This window comes from Vibrio sp. D431a (assembly GCF_030248655.1).
Classification (GTDB): domain Bacteria; phylum Pseudomonadota; class Gammaproteobacteria; order Enterobacterales; family Vibrionaceae; genus Vibrio; species Vibrio alginolyticus.
On record NZ_JAHGAP010000009.1, the window covers coordinates 38,385 to 63,040 of the forward strand.

Genomic DNA, 24,656 nt, shown 5'->3' on the forward strand with positions numbered 1-24,656 from the left:
GCCATATGGCGGCTTTTTCATAACAGTTTGCAAACCTGATCGCATAGTGTTTTTTCCTCAATAGGTTTTTGCTAAGTAATTCATATCATGCAGAAAGATTCAGGGATGTAGGGATAAAGAATGAAAACAGCAAAGCTCGGTGCACTAATATTATTGTCTCAGTTTGCACTCGTGGGTTGCGTGACGGTGAAAGAAGATGGAAGCCCTGTCGTTAAAGCCGATCCTGTGGCAATGGCAGAATCACGTATCGCACTTGGCTTAGGTTATTTAGACGGCGGTAACATGATTCGCGCGCATGATAACTTACAACAAGCCTTAAACCACGCACCTCAATACTATCGCGCGCAATTATCTATGGCTCACTACTACGAAACGGTTGGTGAAGATATTAAAGCCGAACAGATGTATAAACGCTCTCTACGCCAACACACTAAAAACGGAAATGTGCTCAATAACTACGGTACTTTTCTTTGCAAGCGAGGTGACTTCGAAAAAGCCGATCAGATGTTTAATCGAGCCATTGAGCAGCCTTATTACTACCTTATTCCAGCGAGCTATGAGAATGCAGCTTTTTGTGCGCTAAAATCACAAGATAAAGACAAAGCGAGATACTACTTTACTAGAGCTATCGATCATGACCCCCATAGACCAAAATCGATTTTGCAACTCGCTAAAATAGAAATTGATAGCGGTGATTATACTGAAGCTAGAATTCGATTAATGAGATTCAATCAAATGTATGGCGTGAAGAAGCCCTCTTTGCAACTCATGATTCAACTTGAACGTGCAGCAGGCAATGAAGCTCTCCAGAAAAAGTATCAAAAACAATTGGAGAATTTTTCTTAGTACAAAATAGCGATACAGATGGCGCATTAGCTCACAGCCAATACTGCGCTTGACCAAGAATCCGGTGAATTCAGACTCACGGTGATACATTCATCCTGTACATAAACGTCAAATTCGGTACTATTTGAACGGAATAAGTGACCAAGTCACATTATAAAAAGTGCGCACACAACGAAATTTGTACATCATACTGTTTTTAAGATTGATTTCGGCACATTGATAAATACTAAATATTACTGACATGCACCAGAAGGAAGTTGAAGCCGGATGAAACCTGCCTGCACTCTGTTATTACTCACTTTGCTGAGTTCACCTTTTGTCGTCAGTGCACAAGAAAATATTGAGAAAACATTCACATTTGGCATTGTGTCCAATAAAGCCCAAAGCAAAATCAAAAAAGCGACGCCCCTTACTCAGTATGTAACTGAAAATATGGCTGAATATGGTTACGCAAAAGGGGCGGTAAAGGTATTTAAAAATTATCGTCAGCTCGCGGTTGCGCTTGAAAATGGCACCGTTCAAATTGCAACGGCGACCCCCTTTAATGCGATGACCTTAGAAAAGGAGTCTAATAGCCAAGTTCTTGCTATACGATGGAAAAAAGGCCTGCAAAAATATCATACGGTGTTCTTTACTAATAAAGAGAGTGGCATTGAGTCACTTTCTGACCTGCGCGGAAAAACGCTTGTTTTCGAAAAGCGTACGTCTACCAGCAGCTATTACCTACCTGCGATTACATTGCTGAATCACGGAGAAAAACTGCAATACCTTCCCTCTCCTGATGACAAACCGGCCAAAGACAGTATTGGTTATTTATTCCTTGATGAGCAACTCGCTCAGTCAAATGAAATCAACCTATCTGTATGGGTATATAAACAGAGAGTTGCAGCAGGAGCATTCAGTAACTTCAACTGGAACAATCCCAAAGATTTGCCAGAGAACATGAAAGACAAACTAGCGATTTTTTCTCGTTCTGTTGAAATACCCAGGGATTTGATTCTCGCTTCTCCAAGCATGAGCCTAGAGCAACAGCGTAAAATCACGTCCATACTGCTTGATATGGATACAACTCACGAAGGCTCTCTCGCACTTAAAAAGTTTCAGAACACCAAAAAATTCAGCGCGCTTACTCCAGAAATGCGAGCCTCCTTAAGTACAGTGCGCAAGTCAGTTCACTTGTTACCGAAGGTGGATTGATGTTTCAAAAGCTCTCACTCGAAACCAAATACATTTGCTCGACAATGTTCGTTGTCTTGTTTGTTGTGGTGATAAATCTTGCGTTATACATGCACGGTTACGATGCGTATTCAAATAGCTTAACTCAACAAATCACGAACAACTCTCAAGAAAAAACAGAATCTTACGTTAAGCAAAAAGGGTTGGTTTATGCAGAGCTATTATCAAAACAGCTTTTTGATCCACTCTATACAGACAATATCAGTCAAGCGTATGAGCAAATTAAGGCAACATTGAGCCAGCCAGATGTCTCGAAAATACATGTTGTTGACAATGAAGGGCTAATCTTTCACGACGGCACTACTCAGCTAAGGATGTTTGCCCAACCTCATTACCGCTCTCCTTTTATTTTGAAAGCAATAGAAGAATCTAGAACTCTCGTTTCCTTTTCCAAGCATCAGTTGGAGATCGCAGCGCCGATTCAGCAATCAAACATTACTCTTGGGGCGGTGTATCTTGAGCTTAACTTGATACATCTACTGGAAGAGAAAGAACAGAACATTGAACAAGTCCAAGCGATTACCTCAAACGATAAACAGAAGATGTTTAACTTGCTGCTAACGATCAGTGGGATATCCGTTCTATTCGGTAGCATCATCGCTTATGCTTTGGGGCGGTCGTTAACTAAGCCACTCAAGCAACTAAAAGATCAATTTTCAGAGTCAAATACCCAAGCGCTGCCAGTCACCGATATACAAAGCAAAGATGAAGTGGGAGAACTTATTTCGGCGTACAACAAAATGTCAAACAAAGTGAACCGATACACCAGCCGAGTTGAGTTCATGGCGTACCACGATATTCTGACTTCCCTGCCAAACCGAGAAAAGTTACTCATTGATATTCAAACGCAAATAACTGACCACAAATCCCCCTCACTCGCGGTTGTGTTTATTGACTTGGATGACTTTAAGCACATTAACGATAACTACGGACATAACATTGGGGATAAATTGCTCGGCCATCTTGCTTCAGAGCTTCAAAGCCATTTGCCGAGTTATTTTAAGCCGCTTTACCGCCTTTCTACCATCGTAAGTCGAGTAGGTGCGGATGAATTTGTACTGGCCTTTCCGTGCTCGGACAGTCATGAAGCTACAGAAAAAGCGCACGCTATTCATCGCCAACTACTCTCTCCCTTTAGTTTGGAAGAGAACGATATTCAAATTACGGCAAGCCTCGGAATTGCTGTGTATCCAGAATTTGGTTCAAACGCTGAGTCTCTTTTACAGCTTTCCTCTCTTGCGGCGCAGGAATCTAAAAGACGCGGTAAAGACATTATGACGATATACGATTCCACGTTTGATGAAACGATTAAACAACGTTTATACATAGAACGAGAACTGCGTCGTTCAGTACGTGATTTGTCTCAATTCGAGCTGTGGTATCAACCACAATTTGATCTAAAAACCTATCGCCTAATTGGGGTCGAAGCATTGGTTAGGTGGAATCATCCCGAGAAAGGCTATATCAGTCCAGAATCGTTTATCCCGATCGCAGAGCAAAGTGATTTAATATTGGAGCTTGGAGAACATATCATTGAGACGGCAATTGCTCAGCGGGCAATGTGGGCAGAACATTTCGGTACGGATTTTCACATCGCATTAAACTTGTCCCCAAGACAAATCTATCGCCAAGATTTAAGTCAATTATTTTCTAAGTATTTACGACGACATGATGTCGCCCCTCAAACCATTCATGTTGAAGTGACAGAGTCACTTTTTATTGATGATACAGAGAAAGCTCAATATGTGCTTAAAAAACTACAAAGTATCGGAGTGGAAGTTTGGCTAGATGACTTTGGTACGGGGTATTCAGCCCTTGCCTACCTACAACATATGGCTTTTGACGGGCTCAAGATTGATCGTTCATTTATCGCTCAAATCCGAAAAAGCGATCAAGACGATTCATTAGTTCGCGCGATTGTATCCATGGCTCACAACCTAAGAATGAAAGTAGTAGCCGAAGGCGTAGAAACTCAAACTCAACTCACACGAATGGAGTCTCTCCACTGTGACGTCGTACAAGGTTTTTTCTTAGGTAGACCTGTACCTGCCGAGGAATTGATTGCATTTGAATACCAACGAGGGAGTGGCGCTCAAAGCGTCAATCACTTTGCTTAGAACGCCGTTTTGTTAACTATTGCCGCTTAGCGCGTTAGTACTCGTAATGCAATATCGGTCACACTTCCCCCACCTCATTAATGTGAATTTTCTCTTAAAATCTAACATCTGAGATAAATAAACTACACTTTTCATATCAACTTCTTGGATATGGAAATGCGCGTGGTAGGAATCTTTTCTTGGAACAACCTGTCGGTAAAACAAAAGCTATTTGGGTTGGTTTTGCTGCCAATTTTATTGTTGCTTGTCCTCGCGGGTAAACATGTACAAAGCCTTTCTATCCAGGCTCAGGAACTACAAAAAGCACAGTTATTCTCTGTCTACATAGACCGCGTATCTTCGCTTTATCACCTACCGAATAACCCTGATGTAATAGATAAGCAACTAAAAACTCAGCAGATATCTCAATTGTTACGCGACACTGCAGCACCAGTATTCGGTGAAAACGCTGAGATACTAAACCAGTTGACAAGCTTTGAGGAAGCAACCCTCTCGATGCTCTCTTCGCAAAATCAAGAAGAAAAGTTAGATGCGGCAGAGTGGCGCGCTGATACGTTCAAAGAAATCCTCATGAGCTTAGACAAAGTCTATTTTAGAAATGTGAGTTATGAAACAAACACTCACCTTTCTTCTTTGATGCAACTTGAATGGTTGATGTTTTGGTCCACTGAAGAGCATAGATTAAGCGAATATTTGATTCGATCTTCAGAGGAAAATAACGAGTATGACCTCACAACACAGGCTTCTATCCAATCTTTAATCCAGAACCAACAACTATTTCTAGAGCGTTTTGTGACGCTAAATGCCAATCAACAACAAGTAGATCTGCTCATTGAGACGTTTACGGGTGAAGTCTTTATCAAAAGCCAAGAGTTTCGTGCTTATTTATTGCAACCAGCTCAACTCAAATCATTAACCCCGGATGAGATTGATGCGGGGTTATCTGCACTCAACAAACGCTTATCGTTATTACAAAGTGTTGACGACAAAATGGAACAGCAGCTGAGTGATGATATATCAAAGACAATCAACACGACGACACAGCACCGCTTTACCTTTATCGCAATGATGAGCCTTTTAACGCTGTTGGTCGTAAGTTTAACGCTAAGATTGGTGCGAAAAGTTACTGGAAACTTGAATCTAGTCCTCAAATTTCTCAGTAACGAAAGCAATGAACAAAGTAACACTGAAAATTCACCTCTTGCTCAACTAATAAAGGGTAAAGACGAGCTGAGTAAGTTTGCTCGAGAGGTAAAAAAGCTTAGTGATGAGCGGATGTTGTCCAGACTAAAGCTCACACAAGCTAAAGAAGATGCAGAACAAGCAAAAGATGATGCAATTAAGGCGAGTAAAGCCAAAAGTAGCTTTTTGGCCAACATGTCCCACGAGATCCGCACGCCGCTAAATGGCGTTATTGGCATCTCTGAAGTGTTATCCGATACTTCCCTGACTGCCACACAACGCGATTACGTCGATACGATTGAAACCTCCTCCCAACTGCTTTTGAGTTTAATTAATGACGTTCTAGACTTCTCAAAAATTGAATCTGGGATGTTGCTCATTAGCCCACATTCAACTTGTGTTCGAGAGTCTATCTATGACATTGCTTCTATCATTTCACCGAAAGCAAAGGAAAAAGGCATCGATGTGCAAGTCAACATTAGCCGTAACACGCCTTACCACGTAATGTTGGATGACCATCGTATACGCCAAGTTGTCATGAACTTCATGTCTAACGCGGTAAAATTTACCGAACAAGGCAGTGTAGAGCTATCGGTCATCACCCGCGAAATAAAAAATGGTGAAGCGGTCATCGAGTTTTCCGTTAAAGATTCTGGGATTGGTATTGATGCCCAGCAGCAAAAGAAAATATTTGCTCCATTTGCCCAAGAGGATAACTCTACTACCCGACAATTTGGGGGAACTGGACTTGGGCTTGCCATTAGCACGCAATTAGTTGAGCTAATGGGTGGAGAAATTCAACTTGAATCCGAGAAAGGTAAAGGCAGTCGCTTCTTCTTTGAACTAACTGCTCCTGTTGTGACGCAAGAGTTTAACGCTTATCACGCTCTGAATCACAACGACATATGGATTGTATGCAGCAGTACTCAACTAGAACAAAAACTGCGTAACGAGTTAAGTTTTTTCAACATCAATATAACGCAGTCAGTAGATACCTTAAGTGCGTTGCCAACGTGGATTGATAACGAGCGCGTTATCGTTATTCATGTAGAAGGATCACCAAATGCAGCGGCGATGCATATCGATGAGATAGAAAGCCTTTGTAAACGAAACATTCGTGTCTGCCTCATCAAGCACCTTCATAGCCCACAATTCGACTTTAGAAGCAGTATCAGCGCCTTGGTCACTCAGCCACTACTAGGGCAGCGCTTAATTAAAGCACTTGAAAGTTGTGCGGCAAATTTCTCGCACGCACAACAAGAGAGCATTTCAGCGCAACATGTTAAATCTTTGCCGAAAATTTTGGTCGTTGATGACAATACGGTCAATCAAAAAATCGCGGGGCTACACGTCACAAAAGCTGGCTTCGACTTTGATGTCGCAGTAAACGGACAAGAAGCGGTTGAGAAATTTCAACAGAATCAATACAGCCTAATTTTAATGGACTGCATGATGCCCGTAATGGATGGATTTGAAGCCACCCAAATAATTCGTCAAATAGAAGTAAAAGAAAAACGCGCTTTCAGAATTCCGATTATTGCTCTAACGGCAAGTGTGGTCGATGACGATATACAAAAATGCTTTGACGTTGGAATGGATGACTATGTGCCCAAACCGTTTAAAGCAGGGTTGCTTAAAGAGAAGTTAGATAAGGCAATTGGGTTACGTGTTTCCAACACGACGCCTGCTGAACCACACCAAGAGAACACCACCCCCGATAAAACTCATGAACTACCTGCAAGTTCTGAGCAACCAGAAGCAACGGTAACGCCTATTCGCTCCGAACGCATCTTGCTTGTCGAAGATAATAGAGTGAACCAGAAAGTGGCTTCTCTATTGCTATCTAAAGCAGGCTATCAATTCGAAGTCGCAGAAAACGGTCAAATTGCAGTCGAAATGTTCCAAAAAGATGGAAAGTTTGATGTTATTTTGATGGATTGCATGATGCCCATAATGGATGGGTTTGAAGCTTCTAGGCAAATTAGAGCTTATGAAGCGAGTAAAGGATTAGCTAAGACGCCCATTATCGCATTAACAGCAAGCGTCGTTGATGATGATATTCAACGCTGCTTTGATTCAGGAATGGATGCCTACGTACCAAAGCCTGTGCGCAAAGAAAAACTGTTGTATCAAATTGAACAAGCAATGTAGGTGGATTCTATGAGTAGAAATCATTCTCGCGTTGCTTTTCCTTTGCGTTACATAAAACGCTATCTGTTTATTCTGATTGCCCTTCTTTCATTAAATTGCCAAGCTCTCGCTGCAGAGAGCTACGCCGTTTTCTCATTTAATGACGAATTCTCTCCGCTCACTGTCAATAAAGCGCGAAAGTTGTACAGAGGGAAGACGCAACTTTTACAAGGCCAGCGAATTGAACTCTCTGACTGGCCTGCGACATCAACAGAAAGAGCTGAGTTCTATCGTTATCTTCTCAACAAAAATTTAGCGCAAATGAACGCGCATTGGGCAAGCTTGTCTTTTTCAGGTAAAGCTAGACCGCCAAAAGTGATTGCACGCTCCAGCATTGATGACCTCATAGCATGGATGCAAGAGAAGCCGAATAGAATTGGTTATGCCCCAACATCGAGCGTCCCTAGTAATGCTCATGTTTTATGTGTGGTTAGCTCGGAGAATTGATATGAAAAAATATTTAACCATGTTATCGCTGAGTATCGCGACCTTTCCGAGCTCAGCCACGATTGAACTAACAGAACAACTTTCTTTAAGTGGTTTTGGCTCTACTTCGTGGGCAAAATCCGATAACCCAACTACGGTACTAGTTAACCGCTTTATTGGCGATGAATCTTGTTTCGATTGCGATACCACTTTCGGCATGCAGCTCGATTATTTTCACAAGGCATTTCGGGCATCCGCACAAGTCGTAAAGCGCCCGCAAGACCATTGGAGCTCGCCTCAGCTCGAGTGGGCGTATTTGGCTTATACCTATAAAAACATAGAAATAAGAGGAGGACGCTTAAGACTGCCACTGTTTTTGATGTCTGAGTACAACTATGTCGGTCACGCTTTTACCCAAGCCCGCCCACCGAATGAGGTATATGACAGCATTCTAGGTATCACGGCTTATAACGGCCTATCTGCACGCTGGATTCATGACCTTAATGAGCAAGTCGTACTTACCGCCATGCCGTTTGTCGGGTTTAAAGACAATAGTGACGTAACCATCAATGAACGTACTGAATTGGAAATTGAGTCAAACAACACTGCAGGGATGAACTTAACGCTAAGCGGAGAGAGCTATCGTTGGAATTTTTCCTACCTCCACGGCGATTATGATCAAACAACGACGCTCTCTAACATTGAGCAGTCCACTCCCGGTGGCGGAACCACAATCATTGACCGTCTAGTTGAAACAGAAAAAAACAACACGATCGATCTGTTTTCTCTAGGGTTAAGATACGAGCTCGATAACATTGTGATTATGGCAGAAGGACAGACCAGCAATCTTTCCTCATCTTGGTACGCGACAACAAGTTATAATGTAAACAAGCTGACTCCTTATATTGTTTACGGTCAGCAGTTTAATAGTCGGGATAAAAAAAGTGGAGACAGTTTCTTACTCGGGTTGAGATATGACCTAGATTACAACGTTTCCCTGAATGCAGAATGGCAAAGGTTCAACGCCTACAATAATAGCTCTGGCGCGTTTTCATCAGCCCCAAAGGATGACAGTGCGAGCCTTTATACGCTAATGCTCAACTTCGTTTTTTAATGTTTCTTACAGTACCAATTTCCACAACACTGGGGGCTGTTGTATTAAGAAGGCTTTTTGCAACACGTAACTAAACGCTAAACGACTGGAAGGGATAGAATCGATCAGATAGGTAAGTGGCAATCCAAACAGAGACAAAGGTTACTCTATTTCGGTTTGTTTTGATTGCCTTTTAACCGCTTTTCTTTGCGTCGCAGTGCCCGGAAAAACTTTGACTCTTCGTGGTACCAACCAAGGACACTAATTGGGAAGCCCACGAGCATCATAATAAAAACATCCGCAGGGAGTTGTTCCCAAATGTCGCTTAAAGAATGCAGCTCTCCAAAAATGAACAAACCGATGACTTTACCAAGCAGTAATGCACAACAAATCATAAAGAAGGACTTTAATATATAGTGCCATTTGCCTTTTTTACGCTCTTCTCTCCAATAGGCATATTTATATTGTCGGTCGTACATTCATCCCCCTAAAGTAAACTTGCCGTAAGTTTAAGTATCTCGATAGCGTAAAGTGCGTTGGCACCTCTTTAATCATAGTGCGTATCTAAAGTGAATGCTTGTCGTGGCAATAAGAAGGTGAGGTATTCTGTAGTAAGAGCTACATAATCTCTGAACGTTATATGTCTTGTGTAATTCGGATGATGCGTGATTTTGCTTATCGCTAGTGTTTTCTGAACACCCAAATCGGGCCGATGAGTAGAAACTGTAAATCCTCAAAAAACGACGGTTTTTTACCTTCAATCTTGTGACCGATAAATTGCAATATCCACAATACACCAAACAAGAGCATAGAAATATGCAGAACGGGCAACATCAATACCTCTAGAGACCAAATAAGGCCAATGCACGCTAATGTGTAGCCGATCATCATCATGAATACGCTCAGAGACAAACGAAAATAGAAAACCCAAGTGGGGATCACCGCTACCCAAACCCAATTAAGTTCGAAGCCTAATAATGAAATCTGGGGAATCGACCAAATAAGTCCAACCACAGAAAGGTAAATACCTGGAACTGCGATTGTGTGAATCTTTTGGTTGATAGGGTTTTGGTGACTCTCCCCGTATTCTTTTAGCCATTCAGATAATGCTCGCATATCATTCCCCTTTTCCACCTTCTTATTCTTATATAGCCCGAGGATGAAAAAGGTGCGAATTTTTCCGTAAAGGCTACGAGCAACGAGCGACAAAACAACAGAGGCCAGTGCGTTGCCGATTACTCACCAAGCAACGCTCGTTGTGCTTTCGGCAGCTTGGCAACGACAAGAGCATAAGAGCGTTCACACAAGTCTTGAATCAACCCATCCTCGACATCACCGTTAAAATAAACCGTTATCCAATGACGCTTATTTAAGTGATAACCCGGGATAATATCCGTAAACTGCGACGTTAAGACTTCTCCATCTTCTGGTTTTACTTTTACGCTGACATACTCCCGACCGTTTCTCTCTGCAATGATGGCAAACATCTTGCCTTTGATTTTGTATACAAGCGCTTCAGGCCCAAATGGGAAATCGCTTTCTGCACACATGAAGGTACTTAAGTATTGTTCTAGTTCTTTGCTTTTCATATCCCCTGCCTCCTTCTGCGTTCTCATTCAAATTGTGGCAATAGCAATTTTAACGCCTGGTTAACCTGCTCTTTTTCATTGCCTTCTAAACCATGCAATAACGATTGCTGAACGTCTACATGCTCCAAAATTAGCTTGTCAATTAAGGTTAAGCCTTGCCCTGTTAGTTCAACGGTGACGCTACGTCGGTCTTCTTTACTATGGGTTCTGGTGATAAACCCTTTCTTCTCTAGTTTATCTAAGCGATTAGTCATCGCACCCGAAGTGAGCATCATCGACTCTATTAACGCTGAGGGAGTAAGACAATATGGTGAACCAGCTCGACGCAGTGTCGCTAACACATCAAATTCACCCATTTTCAGATCGTACTTCTTATGTAGCTCGGCGACCCTAGATTCCATGTGTTTTGCAATTCGCATTAGTCGACCCATTATTGCCATCGGTTCAGTGTCGAGGTCTGGCTTCTCCCTAGCCCACTGCTCTACCACTCTATCAATTGCATCCATTATTTCTCTCCAAACATCATATATTTTTTATTTTAACATAAAGATACTTTACAAAAAGCCACCTTACCGATATCGTTACATTTAATTATCTCTACATAAAGATATTTAACATGAACATTTTACTTGCGATGATTCCTGCCTTTTTTTGGGGGACGACTTACGCTGTTACTCAGTTAACTCTACCGGATTGGCCTCCCGTTTTACTTGGCGCTCTAAGGGCACTGCCTGCGGGTCTTTTGTTGCTGGCAATAAAGCCGTCGTTTCCGAAAAGAAGTGAGTGGAAGGTGCTGCTTGTTTTAGGAACCATCAACATCGCTTGCTTCTTTGGTCTCATTTTTGTCATGGCGTTGACGCTTCCTTCTGCCATCTCTGGTGTTGGTATGGTTTCGGTCCCCGTTTTTGCGATGCTGTTTGGTTGGGCGGTCTACAAACGCCAGCCTAGTGGCATCCAAGCTATAAGCGGCGCAACTTTGATTGCTTTAGCTTGGTTCTTATTTGATCCTAGCTCTATTTCTCTCGACCCCGTGGGATTACTTGCGATGATCTCCGCCATTATGTGCATCGTGATAGGAAGTAGCGTAACAAAGTCACTAGGTACAAAAATGCACTGGTGGACAGTGTTAACATGGCAGCTCATTTTGGGTGGCGTGATTATGTCTATCGCAACAAGTGTGCTGGCGATAAACAATCCAGAGCCATATGTTACTGTCGTTCAGGACGTATCCATGACGAATATTCTAGGGTTACTTTGGGTAATTATTCTGAACACCGCATTAGGGTATGGCATGTATGTATGGTTATTACAGCGGATGTCGGTCGTAGATTTTACCTTTGGTGGTATTGCAAACCCAGTCGCAGGCATTGTTTCGGGCCTACTGCTATTGGGGGAAACGTTCACTCCTCTGCAATACAGCTTAATGCTAGGAATGATCGTAATGTCATTACTACCTCAGCTCATTACGTCAATCAAAACGAAAAGAGCCGCGCTAACCTAGGAAACTGGCACCTTTAAAGCGGGATGTTATGACGTTATGGCTGTTAAGCGCTTGCAAGGTTAGTCAGGGGCTCTGGTTTAGCGTAAACATAACCTTGAATAAGGTAAATCGCATGCTGAGCCAGATATTCGACTTGAGCCTGGCTCTCTACACCTTCTGCAATCATCTCACATTCCGCTTTGTTCGCTGCAGACACAATTGAGTCCAGCACTTTCAACTTTTGATCGTCAGATCCTATTGGATCAATGAACATCTTATCCACTTTTACACACCGGATGCCCAAATCTTGTAGGTAAGAAAAGCCACCATATCCGGTACCAAAATCGTCAATTTTGAACTTGTAGCCTTTATTCGTTAAATACAAAATCTCTTTTTTCGCGGCCTCAGTGTCTTTTACTGGTATTCTCTCGGTCAACTCAAAATGAATTCTATTCGAGATTGGCCAATTTAACTCCGACAGCAACTTCGTTAATACGCCTGACTCTAAATGGGAGGAAACAATATTGATGCTGACCCACGTATGCTCGGGCAAGTCACTTAAGTCTTGTATGATTTTACGAATGAGCTGATTGGTCATCGGGATAATCAGGCCACTTTCTTCTGCAGCACCAATAAACATATTTGGTGGCACCATTCCATCACGTCGCGACCATCGAATCAGAGCTTCATATCCTACTGTCTTACCATCGCGACTATCGACAATCGCCTGGTAGTAAGGAATAAATTCTGTATTACTAATCCCATTTTCAATTAGACCTGTAATGGATTTTCTCAAGCTTTTACCAGATATGTATGCAAAGGCAGTCACAAGACCAGCAAGCACACTTACAAGACCGCCCCACAAAAGTACTCTTTCCTGAGCATAATGTTTAAGTTTTTCACCGCTGTATATCTTTATGAGCATGTTGGCTTGAGAATCTCCTGAAAAGAAAAACTCTTTTGACAGTGCGTTTTCTTCTCCTGCAATATTCGCTTTGCCACGGCTTATCGTTAAATCACCAAATATTGGTTCATCATACTTAAACTCTACAAATAGGCAGTCTTTGCAAGGCGTTTTTATTACCTCGTTAACCCAACTGTTATCAAGTACCCAGAAGACTTCAACGTGTTCATTATCATAAATGACCATCCACTCTATTTGGTCATTCTGTTGCGGCAAAATAAGTGATGCGAAAAAGTTTTCATCCATCTGAAATCGTTCACTACTAGATGGGCGAGACACTTCACTACCAACCGTGGAACACGTTTTTCCGCCTTCTGTGGTCATCGCAATAAAACGAATGTAACGGTTATAAAAACGTGGGTCGCGTAAAGTTCTTACATCACTATCACTACAAGTAAAATCTAACTGAGCAATCTGCTTCACTATTGCTCCGTCCAAATAGGCAGACCTTTGATTTAAATAATCTACGTAAGCATCTATTTTCGACGCTTTTACCGAGTTGACGTAAAAGTTGGTTATCGAATGAAAGGCCACTACAAATATGGCGATGGGAACTAAGCCGAGTAAAATGGCATACCTTGTATTCTTTGTTATCAAAGTTCGTCCTGCTAATCTGTCAAGCAACCTAAGTGGGATATGAATACTATCTCATTTTTATAGTCCAAAAAGTGAGGAATGACGCTCAATAAAATTATAGACTCAAGTGGCTTTCAGATGTCGGGATTTAGAATGTGAGCACCAAACCACATTCGAGGAGAACAAAGTAGCGACTAAGTGGAAAGTAAGAACGAGCCCAATTGTTAAGTCATCCGTAATAAAAGTGACGACTTGGAGCTTGAGCAATACTTTTTAGATAGGCAGCAGATACGCTAAAAAACAAAAAGGAAACGATTGATACCAACCGCTTCCTTGATTTGTTATTGCTATTTAAAAGCGCGTGAATTACGCCACTTCAAGAATCACTTTTTCCAACTTATCTAAACCTTCACTAAGCACTTCAGGCTCAATGGTTAGCGGCGGCAACAAGCGAATCACGTTCGCTTTTACCCCACAAGAAAGCAAAATCAGACCATTTTCTTGCGCTTTAGAAATCACCGCTTTGGTCATCTCTTGTAGCGGCTCACCCGTTTCAGGATCAGTAAATTCAATCGCCATCATCGCACCTGTAGTACGGATTTCACCGATAGCAGGCACTGACTGTTGCAGTTTTGTCATACGAGCATTGACCACTTCACCGATACCCATTGCTTTAGCACACAAGTCTTCTTCTTCGATAATTTTCAGTACTTCAAGACCAGCAACACAGCCAAGTGGCGAGCCCGCATAAGTGCCACCTAAACCACCAGGTAGTGCAGAATCCATCACATCCGCTTTCCCAACTACCGCTGAGATTGGGAAACCACCAGCAATGCCTTTCGCCATTGTCATTAGGTCAGGTTCAATGCCTAGGTATTCTGTTGCAAACATTTTACCGGTACGAGCAAAACCCGTTTGGATTTCATCGGCAATCAGCATAATACCGTGCTTATCACACAGCTGACGCAAGCCTTGTGCAAACGCTTCAGGTGCTTTGTAGAAGCCGCCCTCGCCTTGTACTGGCTCGAAGATGATCGCCGCAACGCGTGAAGGTTCAATATCGCACGCAAATAGGTCGTCGATCGCTTGTAAGCTTTGCTCAATGCTGATGCCGTGGAACGCATTTGGGTACGGCGCGTGGTAGATTTCATTCGGGAAAGGACCAAAACCTGCTTTGTACGGCGCTACTTTACCGGTTAACCCCATCGTCATATTTGTGCGACCGTGAAAGCCGCCTTTGAACGCTATCACGCCGCTACGACCAGTATGAGCGCGCGCTACTTTCACTGCGTTTTCGACCGCCTCGGCGCCAGTGGTTAGAAAGATCGCTTTCTTCTTAGTCTCACCCGGTGCAAGTTCTGTCAGCTTTTCAGCCAGCTCTACGAATGACGCGTATGGCGTAACCATCGCACACGTGTGTGAGAAATTGTCCAGCTGAGCTTTTACCGCTTCGCTAATGCGCTTGTGAGAATGCCCGGTGTTAGTTACCGCGATGCCCGCTGCAAAGTCGATGTATTTATTGCCTTCAATATCCCATACGTAAGCGTTTTCTGCTTTCTCGACGTAAAGTGGGTACAGTGCGCCCATACCTTGAGCGATAACTTGGCTTCTTCTTTCGTGTAGTTGTTGGTTTGTCATTGTTTTGTCCTTAATTAGTTGCCGCCAAAGCAGAGATATTTCACGTCCATGTATTCATCGATACCTTGTTTTGCACCTTCACGTCCGATACCGGACTGCTTAACACCACCGAAAGGAGCCACTTCAGTAGAGATCATACCTTCGTTAATGCCGACCATGCCGTATTCGAGCGCTTCTGCGATTTTCCAAACACGGTGAATGTTTTGGCTGTAGAAGTACGACGCGAGACCGTAGATGGTGTCGTTCGCCATTTCGACTAGCTGTTCGTCGCTGTCAAAACGAATCACTGGCGCGACAGGGCCAAAGATTTCCTCGGAAACAATCTTCATGTCGTGAGTAACGTCTTTGAGAACCACTGGCTGCATAAATAGACCATCGAGCTTTTTAAGCTCTGAAACCGGCTTCGCGCCTTGCTCGATAGCACCATCAATAAGCGTCTGAATGCCTTGCTTCGCTGACTCGCTGATCACTGGACCAATGTTGACCCCCTCTTCCAATCCGTTACCAACTTTGAGCTGCTGAACCGCAGCGTCAAACTTAGCAACGAATTCGTCATACACTTTGCTGTGTACATAGAAACGGTTCGCACAAACACACGTTTGACCTGCGTTACGGAATTTCGACGCCATCGCGCCTGCCACAGCTGCATCAATATCCGCATCATCGAATACGATAAATGGCGCGTTGCCACCGAGCTCCATTGATGTACGTTTGATGTCAGCCGCGCTTTGCTGCATCAGCACGCTACCGACTTGAGTAGAGCCAGTGAAAGACAACTTACGAATCAACGGGTGTGAAGTGAAGATAGCACCGACCTGACGGGAGTTTTCCCCCAATACCACTTGCAGCACATCGCGTGGGATACCCGCTTGATAGGCAAGCTCTGCAACCGCAAACGCAGACAGCGGCGTAGATTCAGATGGTTTTACCACAAAGCTACAGCCTGCTGCTAAAGCTGGCCCTGCTTTGCGCGTGATCATCGCAATTGGGAAGTTCCAAGGTGTAATCGCACAGGCGACACCAATTGGCTGTTTGATGGTCACCAAACGCTTGTCCGCACTTGGCGCAGGAATCGTCTCACCGTAGGTACGCTTCGCTTCTTCAGCAAACCATTCGATAAAGCTCGCGCCGTAAAGCACTTCACCTTGAGCTTCCGCTAGCGGCTTACCTTGCTCTAACGTCATCAAACGGCCAAGGTCGGCTTTGTTTTCTAACAGGAGTTGGAACCAACGATTGAGCATGCCAGCACGCATTTTTGCTGGCAGTGCCGCCCACTCTTTCTGCGCCACACTGGCACGTTCAATGCCATTTAAAATGTCGTTTTCGGTTGAAACTGGTGCGTACCCGAGGAGTTCTCCGGTCGCCGGATTAGTCACTGCAATGCCCTGTTGTGGATTCGCTACCATAAACGAAACAAGGCTTTGGTTTTGTATCTGTTGCATGGTCATTCCTTTTGACAACTCATCATCGCCGCTAAGCCAGCGGCGAGTTCATGTTTAAGCAGGGATCTGCTGCGTAATACAGTGAATGTTCCCTCCGCCGAGTAGAACCTCTCTCGACGGTATCGCGATGATTTGGTATTCCGGCATCGCGTTTTGCAAAATATCGATCGCCATAGCGTCGGTCTCTTCGTCCAGCATCGGCAAGAACACATGCTCGTTGACGATAAGAAAGTTCGCATAAGAGGCACTTAGGCGTTCGCCAGCTTGTCGACTCATTCCCGAACTGGCGTCAATGCCATTGGCTTCGCGCTCGCTGTAATGCAACGGACCCGGTAATGGCAAACGGACAATTTCAATATTGCGCCCTTTCGCATCGTGCTGAGATTTCAGTACTTGTTCCGCTTGACGAGATAACGCGTATTGCGGATCACTTGGGTCATCGGTCCAACTCAGTACCACCTTACCCGGAGCGATAACGTGCATCAGGTTGTCAACATGGCCGTCTGTTTCGTCATTGAATAAACCATTTGGCAACCAAATGACTTTTTCGATACCGAGATACGCCTTTAACTGCTCTTCAATTTGCGCTTTGCTCAACTGTGGATTTCGCCCCGGACTAAGTAAGCACTCTTCTGTGGTGTAAAGGGTGCCTTCACCATCGGTGTGAATCGCCCCACCTTCAAGTACAAACGGTGCGCGGTAATGATCAATACCGATGATGTCGCACACCGAACCAGCGACAAGATCGTCCTGCTGCCAGTTGTCGTAAAGGCCGTTGTATTCGCCGCCCCACGCGTTGAATTGCCAACTAATCCCACGGCGCTCGCCCGCTTGGTTAACAAGCACGGTCGGCCCGATGTCTCGCATCCACGCATCGTTAAATGGGATTTCCACCAAACGTACATCTGAGTGAAGCATTTGACGCGCTCGGTCAAAGTTGTGCGAGCACACCGCCACACACACTTTGGTCACTTCCGCGATTAAGTTCGCGATTCTGGCGAAGGTTTCTTGCGCGGGTAATGCGTCATCACGCCAATTGTCTTTCCTTTCTGGCCACGCTAGCCAAACTTCACTAACCGGCTGAAACTCAGCCGGAAAATAGAAGCCATCTTGCGCTGGTGTTGTCGATAACTTCATACTAACGCCTCTTTAAACAGCTAGCTTGCCAACGCTGGTGTAGAGGTCTGGACGACGGTCGCGGAACAAGCCCCACGCATGACGCGCTTTCGCTATCGCAGCGAGATCGATTTCTGCGTAAATGATGGTTTCACCTTCACGTGGTGCTTCGGCAATTTTTGCACCAGTGTGGTCAGTGATAAAAGAAGAGCCGTAGAACGTGGTCTCGATACCATCATCGACCTCAGTACCAACTCGGTTTGACGCGATGACTGGAACGAGGTTTGCTGCCGAGTGACCTTGCATTGTACGTTGCCAGTGATCACGTGAATCCAGTGTCGGATCTTGAGGCTCAGAACCGATTGCAGTTGGGTAAAAAATCGCTTCCGCGCCGTGCAGAGCCAAGCTGCGTGCAAGCTCTGGAAACCATTGGTCCCAACAAATGCCAGCACCGAACTTACCGAACTTGGTTTGCCACACTTTGAAACCGGTATCGCCAGGGCTAAAATAGTACTTTTCGCTGTAGCCCGGGCCATCAGGAATGTGTGACTTGCGGTAGTTATCTAGTACCGTACCATCGGCATCAATCATCACTAGCGAGTTAAAAAACGTGTTGCCCGCTTTTTCAAAGTAACTGACTGGAATAACGACGCCGAGCTCTTTAGCCAACGCACTCATCTCTTTAATAAGACGACAATTCTCCGTTTCTTCTGCAAGCTCGAAATACTTTGCTTCCTGTTTTTTGCAGAAGTAAGGCGCAGCGAACAGCTCTTGCGGAAGAATCACGTTCGCACCGTTTTGTGCTGCTTCACGAATCGCCTTTTTTGCTTTGGCTAGGTTATCTTCCAGATCCCAGCTTTTCGTCAGTTGAAGGGCTGCAAATTTCACCACTTTGCTCATTGGATATTCCTTATCTCTTAAATCGCCAGTTTGTCACGTAGGTTGTAGTAAGCCGCGCCCATTGCCGTAAACGGAATTTGGAAGTGGCGGCCACCTGGGAAGGAGTAATGTTTCAGTGCAGCAAACGCATCGAAACGTTCAGCGTGTCCGGTCAATGCTTCTGCCAGCAACTTGCCTGCGAGGTGAGTACACGTTACACCGTGACCGCTGTAGCCTTGTAGGTAGTAAATGTTGTCTGCAAACGAGCCAAATTGCGGCATGCGTGAGTAAGTCAGCAAGAAGTTACCCGTCCAGGTATAATCAATCTTGATGCCTTTCAATTGTGGGAAGACTTTCTCCATCTTCGGACGAATCAATGCTTCAATGTTTTCTGGGTCACGTGCGCCGTAAACCACGCCACCTCCGAATAACAAACGCTTGTCGGCGGTTAAGCGGAAGTAGTCAAGCAAGTAGTTACAGTCTTCAACGCAGTAGTCACTGGTCAGCACTTGTTTTAGCTGCTCATCACTCAAAGGCTGAGTCGCCACCACTTGTGTGCCACACGGAATCGCTTTGTTGCTGATGTTTGGTGCCAACCCACCAAGATACGCGTTACCTGCCAAAACCACGTACTTGCTCTTCACGCTGCCTTGCGCCGTTTTCACTACTGGGTTAATCCCTTTGTCAATCGACACGACCGCCGACTGCTCAAAGATTTGGCCACCCAGAGAAATAAACGCAGCGGCTTCACCTAACGCGAGTTTAAGCGGGTGAATGTGACCACCGCGCATATCCAACAAGCCACCAGTGTACACTTTGGTCCCTACCGCTTGTTCTACTTCTCCTGCGTCAAGCAGAGTCAGTTGGTCGTTGCCGTAACGCTCCCAGTTCTTCTTATGCTCTTCTAGCCCTTTGAGTTGTTTACTATTCAGTGCCGTGAACAAGCCGCCTTGCTTGTAATCACAGTTGATGTCGTATTTGTCGATCAGACCACGGATGATATCGCCGCCTTCAAAAATCATATCGCACAGAGCTTTAGCTTGGTTTTGGTCGTAACGGCTTTCAATCACGTCAACATCTCGGCTGTAGCTATTAACGATTTGGCCGCCGTTACGACCAGTTGCCCCAAAGCCCACTTTTGCGCTTTCTAGCACAACAACTTTAAAACCTTTTTCTGCAAGGTGTAGTGCAGAAGAAAGACCAGAAAATCCCGCACCGACTACACACACATCGCACTCGATGTCGTTTTGCAACTGTGGGTATTCCGGCATGTTTGGCACAGAGTGCGCGTAGAACGAATCCGTATGCTTGTTCATAGAACTATTCCTTTATTTATCGTAATCGTCAGCAGGCTTAAGGATGGAGGCGAATCCAAGTGGTTTTGGTTTCGGTGAATTTTTCAATCGCGTGGAGAGACTTGTCTCGACCGTTTCCACTCATTTTGAATCCACCAAATGGAACCGTCATGTCACCTTCGTTGTAGTTGTTAACCCAAACCGAGCCGGCTTGCAGTCGTTTTGCTACGCGATGAACGCGGTTGATATTGCTACTCCAGAGTGCCGCGCCTAAGCCGTACTTCGAATCGTTAGCGATCTCGATTGCTTGCGCTTCGTCTTTGAATGGAATGACACACAGCACCGGACCAAAAATTTCCTCTTGGGCGACACGCATCTTGTTGTCGACGTTGTCTAAAATGGTTGGGGAAACAAATGCGCCCTGCCCATCGACATCGCCGCCACAACGTACGTTTGCACCTTCTGATTCACCTAACGAGATGTATTCCAATACTTTTGATTTATGATCTTGGTCGATGAGCGCACCCATTGATGAACTTGGGTCCATTGGGTCTTTTGGCGTGAACGCTTTCGACGCTTGAATAACTTTTTCTATAAACTGCTCTTTGATGCTTTCGTGAACAAGCAGGCGGGTTGCCGCGACGCACACCTCACCTTGGTTGTAAAAACACCCTGCAGCGGTGTCTGCTGCTGCGCGGTCTAAATCATCACAATCTTCAAACACGATGTTCGCGTTCTTGCCGCCCGCTTCTGCAAACACACGCTTTAGGTTGCTCTCACCCGATCTGACCATCAGTTGACCTGCAATGCGCGTCGAGCCTGTGAAGGCGATGCAGTCTACGTCTTGGTGTTTCGCCAGCGCGTCGCCAGCTTCATGACCAAAACCCGTAATGACTTGGAAAACGCCTGTTGGTAAGCCCGCTTGAGAAGCAAGTTGACCTAGAAATATCGCGGTGAGAGAAGATTTTTCTGACGGTTTTAGAATCACGCTGTTACCAGCGGCTAAAGCAGGACCAAGCTTCCAGCACGCAAGCCAAAGGGGGAAGTTCCACGGTACAACCGCAGCAACCACACCAATTGGTTGATGAGAAATAAAAGCGTGTACATCTTTTTCGGTTGGGGCAACTTCGCCGTATACTTTGTCGATTGCTTCTGCGTACCAGCGTAATGCACTCGCCGCGCCAGGAATATCGGTAGAGAAGCTGTGAGAGATAGGCTTACCGGTATCAAGCGTTTCTAGCAGAGCCAATTCTTCTTGGTTTTGATCAATCAAGTCAGCAAACTGTTTAAGCACTGCTTTGCGATGAGCTGGGCTGCTCTCGCTCCACTGACCGGATTGAAATGCTTGGCGAGCGTATGAAACCGCGAGATCAACATCTTCATTTTGGCAACGGGCGATTTCGGTGAATATCTCATCTGTTGCTGGGTTAACTACCGGGATGGTTTGCCCTGTTAAAGCGGCACTGTATTCACCGTTAATGTACGCCCTGTTTTCGATGTTTAGATTGTTTTTTAGTTCAATCCATTGCTCTTGGGTTTTCATACGCTCTCCTTGTGATCACACAAGGCAAGCCCCCACTAAAATGTGGTTGGCGTATGCGCACTTATCATTCGACAAGCCTTGTCTGTGTGATTAGTAAATCGATGGGGCTTCGTCGTATCAATAATGTACGACTCGCCCGCTGTTATGACATGAGATTGCCCTTTATATTCCAGAGTGATTTCACCCTCTAATACGGTGCCAATCTCTTCGCCTTCGTGTTTGATTTCTGCCGCACCAGTGGTTCCATAAGGTGCGTATTCCTCGATCAAGAATCCGATGACTTGATCTTTGTCGCCATTCGTTACCAGTTTCATGGACACCGTCTCGCTCCCGATTTCCACAAGATCTGACGGCTTGATGACTACTTTCACTTCATCGTTCGAAGGTTGTTCAAAAGTGAAAAACTCTGATAACGATAAAGAAAATACATTAACGATTTTTTGTAGTGAGCTGACCGACGGGCTCACTTTGCCATTTTCAATGGATGAGATTGCACTGTGGGTAATACCAGCGCGCTCGGCTAGTTCCCTTTGTGACAATCCATGTTTTTTTCGTAACTGAACAATATTTTTACCAATCTCTTGATTGTCCATTCATACAGCTCCAAACGTTTAACGAGAGGTAGCCATCATAAATTCATTGAACAAAATTTGAGAGAAATGATTGGTTTTTGCTTCCCATTCTGGGTGCCACTGCACGCCAACGAAAAATTTTTGATTAGGAAGACTAAATGCTTCTACCAAGCCATCCGGGGCTTTAGCTTCTACTTGTAATAGAGGAGCAAGCTGATCGACGCCTTGGTTGTGTAGTGTGTTCACTTCAAAGAAGGTGGTATTTTCCCAATGATTTTGCACCAGCCATTGTTCAAATAAGCTCTGCTTTTGAACTAGTACAGCGTGTGCTGGCGCGTATTTTTGTTCGAAATCTTCAACAGGCGCTTCACGATGGTCATTGAAGCCGGAGTCATGAACGGCTGGGTTTAACGAGCCACCAAGTGCGACATTCATCTCTTGAAAGCCACGGCAAATACCAAGGCACGGAATGTTTTGGTCAACCGCATGACGAATTAACGTGAATGAGAGCTCATCACGAGCTTCATCTTTGTAGCTCTCTTCGTGCGTTGCATTGTATCGATGTGGCGCAACGTTAGAGTGGCTGCCAGGAAAAAGAAAACCATCACATATGTCTAGGATGGTGGTTACGTCATCGCCCGACATGTCGGGAGCCAACATAATCGGTAGCCCTCCAAAATCCTTTATGGCGCGAAGGTAAAAGTCGTTGACCGCTTGTATCTGATAGCCACCCAACTCTTTAGCGCAGCTAACCACACCAATGATGGGTTTGTGTGTATCTGCCATGATATGTCCATGTTCAATTTATTTAACACAAACCCTACAAACCATGTACAAAATTATCAACACAGATGACCATTATTATCGTCACAACGTGATCTGACGCACTTTTTAGGCTTCAAAACTGAATATTTATGCTCATTATATTGAACAAAACAAAACCAACTGTTACAAAATAGTTAACAGAAAGACATAAGAACCAGCCGTTAAACATCAAAAACACAGTGTAAGTGCATGTTTAAATTAAAAATAACCTAAAAAACAAACAACTCGCTCAGAGTACTGTAATTTATTTGTTAATTTGGTTATTTCTAATTTCTACTCGTCAGGCTATTTGGAGAAGAAAATGGAATCGTATCTACAGGAAGTACAAAATTTTAAACAAAAATGGCCCGATATTGAATTTATCGATCTCATCTTTACCGATATAAATGCCACCCCAAGAGGAAAACGCATCCCGATAGATGCTCTAGAAAAACTGAATAAAGGTGTTGCCCTCCCCCTTTCGACCATCACCCTAGATACCAAAGGTAACGTCGTTGAAACAGCAGGGTTGGGAGAAGATCTCGGAGAACCAGATAATCTCTGCTATCCAATCAGCGGCACCTTAATGCCGACGGCAAAAGAACAAGTTGGTCAGCTACTGCTTAGTATGATGGATGAAACCGGGCAGCACCCTAACCCACTGTTCATCCGAAACATTCTCGCTTCTATATTGCAAACACTGCATGCTAAAGACCAATATCCTTGCGTCGCGCTCGAGCTGGAGTTCTATTTAATAGACAAAACCCGCGGCGAAAATGGCGAACCATTAACGGCAATTAACCCCACGAAAAAAACTCGAGAAAAAGATACCGAGGTTTACGACCTTGATGGACTAGATGACTACGCTGATTTCTTGGCCGACCTTAATCGAATTGCATTAGAACAAGGTTTAAACACTTCCGGAGCCCTATCTGAATCGGCACCAGGGCAGTTCGAAATCAACTTCAACCATTCTAAAGATGTACTTCGAGCATGTGATGAAATCATCATCGCAAAACGCTTGATTCGCCAGGTCGCTCATCAGCACGGATTTGACGCCACATTTATGGCGAAACCTTTTAGTGAGCAAGCGGGTAATGGCATGCACATTCACCTCAGCTTGGTTGATACAGATGGTAACAACCACTTTAGCCAACCAGACGGTCAAGCGAGCGCCTTCTTCTATCAAACCATGGCAGCGATGCTGTCACAAACATCCGATGCCATGGCCCTAATCTGTCCTAACGTTAACTCTTACCGTCGCTTTGTTCCTGGCGCTTACGTCCCAACCAAAGCCGATTGGGGAGAAAACCACCGCGGTGTTGCGTTGCGTGTGCCTATCAGCGATAGCAAAAATCGCCGTATAGAGCATCGTATAGCAGGCGCTGACGTTAACCCATACATTCTCGCTGCAGTAGTACTTTCCGCAGTATTAGCGAGTGAAAGCTACACCAAAGATCAATGTCCACCGACTCTCAGTGATGATGCAATTGAGTTACCTCTGCGTATGTCAGAAGCTCTAGAGCGACTGGAGCACAGTGAGCTGGCTCAATACATCTCAAGAGACTTTATCGATTTGTATCTAGCTTGCAAACAGAGTGAACTCGCAGAATTTGAGCGAGCGATTACTCCATTGGAAATCGACTGGATGTTGCACTCGGCATAAAC

21 protein-coding genes are annotated in these 24,656 nt (G+C 44.6%); 8 read left to right on the forward strand and 13 right to left on the reverse strand.

What is annotated here, in order from left to right; genetic code table 11:
* Positions 1-120: 120 nt before the first annotated feature.
* From pilW to KJB35_RS06455, 6 genes are all read left to right on the forward strand, one after another.
* Complete coding sequence (gene pilW, locus KJB35_RS06430) at positions 121-846, forward strand: type IV pilus biogenesis/stability protein PilW (protein WP_151514736.1); 726 nt, start codon at positions 121-123, stop codon at positions 844-846.
* A gap of 267 nt (positions 847-1,113) precedes the next feature.
* Positions 1,114-2,043, forward strand: coding sequence for a phosphate/phosphite/phosphonate ABC transporter substrate-binding protein (locus KJB35_RS06435; protein WP_005385723.1), 930 nt, complete (start codon positions 1,114-1,116; stop codon positions 2,041-2,043).
* Positions 2,043-4,199, forward strand: coding sequence for a GGDEF domain-containing phosphodiesterase (locus tag KJB35_RS06440; RefSeq protein WP_213907964.1), 2,157 nt, complete (start codon positions 2,043-2,045; stop codon positions 4,197-4,199). Before KJB35_RS06435 ends, KJB35_RS06440 begins: the two co-directional genes overlap by 1 nt.
* 156 nt (positions 4,200-4,355) lie before the next feature.
* Positions 4,356-7,532 (forward strand): response regulator, encoded by a 3,177-nt coding sequence (locus tag KJB35_RS06445; protein ID WP_149191831.1) that lies wholly within the window; start codon positions 4,356-4,358, stop codon positions 7,530-7,532.
* A gap of 9 nt (positions 7,533-7,541) precedes the next feature.
* Entirely contained in the window at positions 7,542-8,018 is a 477-nt protein-coding gene (locus tag KJB35_RS06450) for a hypothetical protein (RefSeq protein WP_017633987.1), read from the forward strand.
* A 1-nt stretch (position 8,019) separates the two neighbouring features.
* Entirely contained in the window at positions 8,020-9,111 is a 1,092-nt protein-coding gene (locus KJB35_RS06455) for a hypothetical protein (protein WP_054577886.1), read from the forward strand.
* A 146-nt stretch (positions 9,112-9,257) separates the two neighbouring features.
* Here the strand turns inward: KJB35_RS06455 and KJB35_RS06460 are convergent, their stop codons facing one another.
* From KJB35_RS06460 to KJB35_RS06475, 4 genes are all read right to left on the reverse strand, one after another.
* Complete coding sequence (locus KJB35_RS06460; protein WP_005377799.1) at positions 9,258-9,569, reverse strand: hypothetical protein; 312 nt, start codon at positions 9,567-9,569, stop codon at positions 9,258-9,260.
* 202 nt (positions 9,570-9,771) lie between these two features.
* Entirely contained in the window at positions 9,772-10,206 is a 435-nt protein-coding gene (locus KJB35_RS06465) for a DUF962 domain-containing protein (protein ID WP_005377800.1), read from the reverse strand.
* Between the two features lie 119 nt (positions 10,207-10,325).
* Positions 10,326-10,679, reverse strand: coding sequence for an MmcQ/YjbR family DNA-binding protein (locus KJB35_RS06470; protein ID WP_017633985.1), 354 nt, complete (start codon positions 10,677-10,679; stop codon positions 10,326-10,328).
* Positions 10,680-10,702: 23 nt separating this feature from the next.
* Entirely contained in the window at positions 10,703-11,185 is a 483-nt protein-coding gene (locus KJB35_RS06475) for a MarR family winged helix-turn-helix transcriptional regulator (protein ID WP_005377802.1), read from the reverse strand.
* A gap of 110 nt (positions 11,186-11,295) precedes the next feature.
* Here KJB35_RS06475 and KJB35_RS06480 point away from each other — a divergent pair, with 110 nt between their 5' ends.
* Positions 11,296-12,180: a DMT family transporter gene (locus tag KJB35_RS06480; RefSeq protein ID WP_213907937.1), complete on the forward strand. Its 885-nt coding sequence runs from the start codon at positions 11,296-11,298 to the stop codon at positions 12,178-12,180.
* 43 nt (positions 12,181-12,223) lie between these two features.
* Here the strand turns inward: KJB35_RS06480 and KJB35_RS06485 are convergent, their stop codons facing one another.
* The 9 genes from KJB35_RS06485 to KJB35_RS06525 form a co-directional block, all read right to left on the reverse strand.
* Positions 12,224-13,546: an EAL domain-containing protein gene (locus tag KJB35_RS06485; protein WP_080276911.1), complete on the reverse strand. Its 1,323-nt coding sequence runs from the start codon at positions 13,544-13,546 to the stop codon at positions 12,224-12,226.
* Between the two features lie 519 nt (positions 13,547-14,065).
* On the reverse strand, positions 14,066-15,337 hold the full coding sequence (gene gabT, locus KJB35_RS06490; RefSeq protein WP_025766730.1) for a 4-aminobutyrate--2-oxoglutarate transaminase: 1,272 nt from the start codon (positions 15,335-15,337) through the stop codon (positions 14,066-14,068).
* A 14-nt stretch (positions 15,338-15,351) separates the two neighbouring features.
* Positions 15,352-16,779 carry an NAD-dependent succinate-semialdehyde dehydrogenase gene (locus tag KJB35_RS06495; protein WP_017633980.1) on the reverse strand — a complete coding sequence of 476 codons (1,428 nt, stop codon included), beginning with the start codon at positions 16,777-16,779 and terminating at the stop codon, positions 15,352-15,354.
* A gap of 54 nt (positions 16,780-16,833) precedes the next feature.
* The gene (gene aguA, locus KJB35_RS06500) at positions 16,834-17,916 is read right to left on the reverse strand and encodes an agmatine deiminase (RefSeq protein WP_017633979.1); all 1,083 of its coding nucleotides are present in this window, start codon (positions 17,914-17,916) and stop codon (positions 16,834-16,836) included.
* 12 nt (positions 17,917-17,928) lie between these two features.
* The gene (gene aguB / locus KJB35_RS06505) at positions 17,929-18,795 is read right to left on the reverse strand and encodes an N-carbamoylputrescine amidase (RefSeq protein WP_033905196.1); all 867 of its coding nucleotides are present in this window, start codon (positions 18,793-18,795) and stop codon (positions 17,929-17,931) included.
* A gap of 17 nt (positions 18,796-18,812) precedes the next feature.
* Entirely contained in the window at positions 18,813-20,090 is a 1,278-nt protein-coding gene (locus KJB35_RS06510) for an FAD-binding oxidoreductase (RefSeq protein ID WP_054574096.1), read from the reverse strand.
* A gap of 37 nt (positions 20,091-20,127) precedes the next feature.
* The gene (locus tag KJB35_RS06515) at positions 20,128-21,612 is read right to left on the reverse strand and encodes an aldehyde dehydrogenase (RefSeq protein WP_186584306.1); all 1,485 of its coding nucleotides are present in this window, start codon (positions 21,610-21,612) and stop codon (positions 20,128-20,130) included.
* 35 nt (positions 21,613-21,647) lie between these two features.
* Positions 21,648-22,205 carry an HTH-type transcriptional regulator PuuR gene (gene puuR, locus KJB35_RS06520; protein WP_005377813.1) on the reverse strand — a complete coding sequence of 186 codons (558 nt, stop codon included), beginning with the start codon at positions 22,203-22,205 and terminating at the stop codon, positions 21,648-21,650.
* An 18-nt stretch (positions 22,206-22,223) separates the two neighbouring features.
* Positions 22,224-22,970 (reverse strand): gamma-glutamyl-gamma-aminobutyrate hydrolase family protein, encoded by a 747-nt coding sequence (locus KJB35_RS06525; protein WP_005377814.1) that lies wholly within the window; start codon positions 22,968-22,970, stop codon positions 22,224-22,226.
* Positions 22,971-23,310: 340 nt separating this feature from the next.
* Here KJB35_RS06525 and KJB35_RS06530 point away from each other — a divergent pair, with 340 nt between their 5' ends.
* Positions 23,311-24,654 (forward strand): glutamine synthetase family protein, encoded by a 1,344-nt coding sequence (locus KJB35_RS06530; RefSeq protein ID WP_017820915.1) that lies wholly within the window; start codon positions 23,311-23,313, stop codon positions 24,652-24,654.
* The last annotated feature ends 2 nt before the right edge of the window (positions 24,655-24,656 follow it).